3 protein-coding genes are annotated in these 6,100 nt (G+C 57.8%); all 3 read left to right on the top strand.

Features of this window, described 5'->3' with window-relative positions:
- A partial coding sequence (locus VB144_10980; protein ID MEA4884154.1) for a carbohydrate ABC transporter permease occupies positions 1–469 on the top strand: 469 nt, incomplete at its 5' end.
- A gap of 20 nt (positions 470–489) precedes the next feature.
- A complete protein-coding gene (locus VB144_10975; protein ID MEA4884153.1) occupies positions 490–2,757 on the top strand; it encodes a trehalase family glycosidase in 2,268 nt (755 codons plus the stop codon).
- 12 nt (positions 2,758–2,769) lie between these two features.
- A complete protein-coding gene (locus tag VB144_10970; GenBank protein ID MEA4884152.1) occupies positions 2,770–6,060 on the top strand; it encodes an amylo-alpha-1,6-glucosidase in 3,291 nt (1,096 codons plus the stop codon).
- Positions 6,061–6,100: the final 40 nt, after the last annotated feature.

Genomic DNA, 6,100 nt, shown 5'->3' with positions numbered 1-6,100 from the left:
AGTCACGTTGATACCCGGTTTTCTCATTCTGCACTCTATTGGGTGGGTGGACACTTTCTACGCTCTGATTGTGCCGTCTCTGGGCAACATATGGGGCATGTTCCTGCTCCGTCAGTACATGATGACAATTCCTGAGAGCGTAGAGGATTCGGCGCGCCTAGACGGCGCTTCGGAGTTCACAATCTATTCGCGAATCATACTGCCCCTATCCAAACCTGCGCTTACCACCGTAATGGTGTTTACCTTCATGAGTTCGTGGAAGGCGTTCCAATGGCCCCTCATTGTGACCAGATCTCTGAAGATGAGGACGGTTGAGATTGGCGTATCCATGTTCAGTTCCCAGTATAGCTCGAACCTTCCATATCAGATGGCGGCTGCGACCATCGTGGCGCTGCCTGTGCTGGTGGCCTTCTTCCTGGCCCAGCAAGCACTCATTGAGGGCATCGATTTGACCGGGGGTCAACGCTAGCAAGTAACGGGGGTAGCAACATGGACGTTTTGAAGGACCTAGAGCGAACCGACAAGTGGTATCTTGGCGGAGGGAGTGAGCTTATCTGGGCTCCTCCGTTTCCGCTTTACCTCGACAAGCCTGGTTTCTGGGATAAGGCTAGCCTCTACAACTGCTCAATCGAACCCGTGTTCACCTACGCGTTTCTTGATGAGGAGTCCCGAGAGATCGGGCTTCACGCCACGTCGAGAAGGTGGAACCCAGCCGTTCTTACGCAGCTATTCACTGCTGACGGGCTTGATGTAGTGGAGGAGAAGGCCGTACTGGAAAATGGCGTGTTGGCCTGCCGAATCAGGGTTGTCAATTCCGGCGACAGGGACCGCTCGTTGAGTCTGGTTGCTTGGACTGCTCAGGAAGTGGACCACGATATCGGCAGAGCGGTCACAGAGGCGACGCCAATTGAGAATGGACTATCCTTTACGCTGACTGCGAGGACGGGGAGGAAAGGAGCAAGCCAGTTCCAAGCTGGTGTTTGCCTTGGCATCAACAAGGAGATCCAGTCGAGGGCCAGCGTTTGGAGCCAGCGTACGGCGAATCTGCCCGAGTGGCGCCTTACGCCGTTCTACGAGAGAATGCGAAGGGCCGGTGACCTCTCCGACGGGACCAGGCCGAACGGCGCGGGCGATGAAGGGTTGCTCTACATGGGCATCCACACCCCTGTGCATGTGCGGGCAGGAGGAGAGGCTTCCATATGCGTTGCTGCGGCAGTATGCCCAAGCGTTGCTGAGGCTCACGAAGCCCTTCTTGCCAGCCTGAACAGCGCTTCAGATCCGATCACAGTAAGCGAGGTGAATTGGAGGCGGTACTTTGACGCGCTTCCGCACCTCTCCATTTCCGATCCGTACATACAGAACTACTACTGGTACCGTTGGTACGGGCTGAGGCTGATGACCATCAAGGGAGGTCGGCCTAACTACGAATTCCCGGCGGTGTGTGAGGGGATTGACTACTTCCACATGCCCATTAGCTACAGCGCTCAGTGCCACATGCGCGAGACTCGCTGGATGCGGGATCCATCGATAGCTCACGGATGCCTGCTTAATTTCGGAGAGCATCAGAACGATGAAGGCTGCTTCCGGGGGCACCTGTTCCCGGTGAAGATGTCGCCAACCACGTTCTTTTACCATGCGGATTGGGGAACCGCAGCTATGGGGGTTGACGAACTCCACCCCGATATGGAGTTCATCGCGCAGAGCTACTCGATCCTGAGCCGGTACGTGCGTTATCTGGACAAGGATAGAGACCGTGAGAACACCGGCCTGTACGACATTGTCAACCACTATGAGACGGGGCAGGAGTACTCGAGCAGGTACACAGCTGTGTGTCAGGACGCGGACAAAGATGGCGGAAGTATGGATCAGCAGTTCCGGCTCAAGGGCGTTGACGTGACGGTTTATGTGTACAGCATCAAGAAGGCCTTGTCCGAAATGGCGCTGATGCTGGGCAACGCAAGCGAGTCGGAGCAATGGGAGAGAGAGAGTATCCGCATCAGGAACGCTGTTGTGGAGACGATGTGGGATCCAGAGGACGAGATGTTCTACGACGTGGATCCCGGGACCCTGGCGAGGACAAAGGTCAGGACGGCGACGTGCTTCTATCCGTACTTCACCGATATCGTGAGTGAAGAGCACCTTCATGGACTGAAGAGAAACCTCCTTGACCCGGAGGAGTTCTGGACTCCGTTCCCCGCGCCGTCGCTCAGCCTTAAGGACTGTTTGTCGAGCGAGTATGCTGACTGGAAGGGCAAGAGACACAACTGTCCGTGGAACGGCCGGGTATGGCCGATGACTAACAGTCATATTGCCGAAGCGCTCGCAATCTCAGCACAGAGATTCGGCGATGTCGAGCTACAGAGGGCAGCCGCATTGTTCGTAGAGCGCTTCATAAGAATGATGTTCTACGACGGTGATCACAGAAGGCCGAACTGCTTCGAGCACTACAACCCATTCTCTGGGCAGGAGTGTTCATACAGGGGAATCGACGACTATCAGCACTCGTGGGTGGTGGACCTTATCCTCAAGTACATTGTGGGGCTCAGGCCTGCGTCTGATGGCTCTTTGCGGTTTGCTCCGCTTCCGCCCCGAGCCGAACGGTTTGAGTTAACGAACCTCGATTACCGCGGGCACAGCATCGAAGTGCGGTACGATTCTTCATTGGCGCATCAATACATGGTCTCAGTGGACGGAGAAGAACGTGCGTTCAATGAGGAGGCCCTTCCTGCGGTGCTTGTTACGGGTGGGGGGATATAGGGCGTGGGTTCGATGGACGCGAGAATCGGCCTGATAGTGAGCGAGGAGTCGGATGAGGTGAGGTCTGCGCTCTGCAGATTCCCAACTCTCGTGCCGGTGGCGATGGATGCCTTGGGCCGGGAGGACCTGGGTAGATTCTCGGCTCTATGGTGGCACGCAGCTCGGAAGCTGTCGGTGCGGGCCCAATCGGATGTGCTGGACAGCATTGGCGGCTACCTGAAGGAAGGTGGAGGACTCCTCCTGTCGCTTCTCGCGTGTGAGCTTGTGCAACTCCTGGGCATTGAATCTAGACCATTCGACGAAGTCTATTCAGGCGCCTGGAATGAGGAAGAGAGGTACGGCTGGAAATGGGATTTCGTCCGTCGCAAAGGATTCCAGTGCGCCTTAAGCCATCCTCTCTTCAGGGGAATGGATTCCTGCTCCTACACTTGGCAGTCGGGACCTGGCAAGGCATACTATCGGGCCGGATACACTGGGCATTATCCAAACCAGGGCAGTGTTGTGGCAGTGCGAAAGAACTTCATACACATAGCCCACGACGTCCCGGAGATTCTGGAGTACCACTGTGGCAATGGAAGAGTGCTTGCCATCTCATCGCTGCTATTCCTATCGGAAGAGGGTGGACCGCGCTACCCGGAGCTGATGTCGTTCACGGCGAACGCTCTGTCGTACGTAGCGGGCCAGACGACCGATGGCGAGGCGAGATACTGGCCGGCGGCTTCGGTGCGCCGGATCAAACCTTGCGGGTCGGATGACCCTTGTGGCGATGGAGGCCTAGGAGATGTTCGCCTTCCTCGAGCGGATGCGCTGGCTGCCACTGGATGCGGCATTGGCTTCACATTGAGCGGCGGCCCCGCCGAGTTCTTTGATCTGGCCGGCAGAAGATGCCTAGTTCTTGGGCATACCGACGGCAGCGTGGACGAGATATGGGGTCACCCTGTGCAACTGGCGAAGCGGATCGCAGTCGTGTTTGAGGTGTCGGGTCGCAGCTATCCAGTGACTGAGACCGCCCGGCGGACCGTCATCTACCCCGATTCGGTGACCGTAGAGCACTCAGTGGCGGGGCATTGTGTCCGTCAGACGATTTTCGCCGCTGCGGATTCCCCGGGAGCTGTCATGAGCTTTACGGTTGATTCGCCTACCCCGGTCAGCGTGGGCGTGCGAGTTGAGTTCGAGGCCGATCTCCGCGTGATGTGGCCGTATCCACTGCACATCCTCAATTCGCTCTGCATGAGCATGAACAATGGGCGAAACGTGCTCCTGGTGAGAGATGGGACCGGGGAGTTCTCCATGGCGTTCGGCATGGCTGGGGCGGGCGCTGCGGCGGCGACTGAGGATGGCGTTGGAGGCAATGGGGAGAACGAGAATGGATTCAGAGTCTCTGCAGCATGCACCGTTGAGCCGGGCGAACCCGCACTATGCGCGTTTGCGGGTGGCAAGTGCTCCTGCGAGGAGGTTCTGGGCGTACTTCACGCTCTCATAGAGCACGGAAGTGATCTTCAGGGCCAAGCAGCACGCTACTACGATTGCCTTGCGCACACAATGACTTCCGTATCCAGTCCGGATGGGGCATTCAATGAAGGATACCAGTGTGCGAAGGTCGGCGTCGACAAGTTCTATGCCACTACTCCGGGCATTGGCAGCGGATTTCTCGCGGGGTACAGTACGACTGGCGAGACAGCGTTCTCTATTGCCCGTCCTGGGTACGCCTGGTATTTCGGTCGTGACTCAGAGTACACGGCGCTTGCCGTAGATGCGTACGGGGATACCGAAAAGGTGCGCGAGAATCTGAGGCTCCTCATCGACCATCAGCACTCGAGCGGCAAGATATTCCATGAGATCACCACTTCGGGAGTTGCCCACTATGATGCGGCCGACAGCACTCCGCTCTTCGTCGTCCTGATGGAGCACTACCTCCGATCGTCTGGAGACGTCTCGTTCATCAGGGACAACTGGCATGGAGTGAAGAGAGCCATGGACTTTCTTTACGCTACCGACACCGATCAGGATGGACTTATCGAGAACAAGGGCGTAGGTCACGGGTGGATAGAGGGAGGAACCCTATCGCCTACATACGTCTCCTTCGACCTGGCCGGCGTGTGGGCGGAGGCGCTCCGGTGTGGAAGCAGGCTGGCACGGGAAGTGGGTGACGCGGCTCTTGCGGAGAAGTGGCGCGCGAGTTTCGAGCGGGTGAGGACTGCTCTGAATTCGGAGTTCTGGGACCCGGCAGCGAGGTGGTTCGCATTTGCGAAGAATGAGGATGGCAGCTACTGTTCTGGCAAGACCTGTCTCGCCTCCATTCCCATGTGTTTCGGCCTGATTGACACCGAGAAGGCTCTACCGGTGCTATCGTCGCTCGGAACCCACGAATACAGCGCAGACTGGGGCGTAAGGCTGATAGGGGAATCTAGTGCGGACTTCGATCCCGAAGGATACCATCAGGGCAGTGTGTGGCCTTTATTCACTGGATGGGTGGCGCGGGCAGAGTACGAGTATCACCGCCCTTTGCAGGGGTTCGTGCACCTGATGAACAACACCCTGCTCTACAGGCACGAAGCCAGGGGATGTGTTCCTGAGGTTCTGCATGGCAAGGAGTACCGCTTTGCAGGGGTATGTCGTCATCAGGCGTGGTCGGAGGCCATGGTCCTTTATCCTGCGATTGAGGGCCTGCTTGGCATCAGGCGAGATGTGCCGCGAAACTGCCTCCAGGTTTGCCCTCATCTGCCGCCCAACTGGGGCAAGCTATCGATCAGGCGTATACCATTCGGCGATAGCATCGTCGATATCGAGATAGAGCAGACCCTCTCCGGTGCTCTGTTTGCTTTCAGGCGTGAAGGAGACCGGAGCCGTGCCGTTGATATTGAGCTTTCTCCGGGGATCCTAAGCCTGAATTCGGTGAAAGGTGTAATGGTTGATGGCCGCGAGACTACTTACGATGTGCGCGACTACGGCCAGGAGGCGCACGTGACGTGCCGCTTTCCGCTGATCGACAGTGCAGTAGCTGAGTTTCGGTATTCCGTGGATCTGTGGGTTGTCCCCGCTGTTCCCAGGCCCGATCCGGGCGATTGCTCAAGAAGCATCCGGGTGCTTGAGGTCAGCCGCGGGGGGCGCGGTGAAGTCGATATCGAGGTGGAGGGCTTGGCGGGAGCCACGGAGGAACTGACGGTGCTCTGCGACCGTGGAATCGAACGAGTTGTGGGCGCACGGGTCAGCCGCGTCGATTCAGCCGAGCATGCCATCTCAGTGGAGTTCGACGGCCACGATGGGTGGCGGCGACGGCATATCCGTGTGTTCACACGGTGACCCATGAATAACGCGAGGGTCAGGCATGTGCTCGTCGTGG

This window comes from Clostridia bacterium (assembly GCA_034926675.1).
Classification (GTDB): domain Bacteria; phylum Bacillota; class DTU025; order DTU025; family DTU025; genus JAYFQW01.
This window is presented reverse-complemented; position numbering and strand designations above follow the sequence as displayed.

Excerpts from the sequence above, each read along its gene's own strand:
- VB144_10975 (MEA4884153.1), top strand. The coding sequence starts at position 490 with ATGGACGTTTTGAAGGACCTAGAGCGAACCGACAAGTGGTATCTTGGC.
- VB144_10970 (MEA4884152.1), top strand. The coding sequence starts at position 2,770 with ATGGACGCGAGAATCGGCCTGATAGTGAGCGAGGAGTCGGATGAGGTG.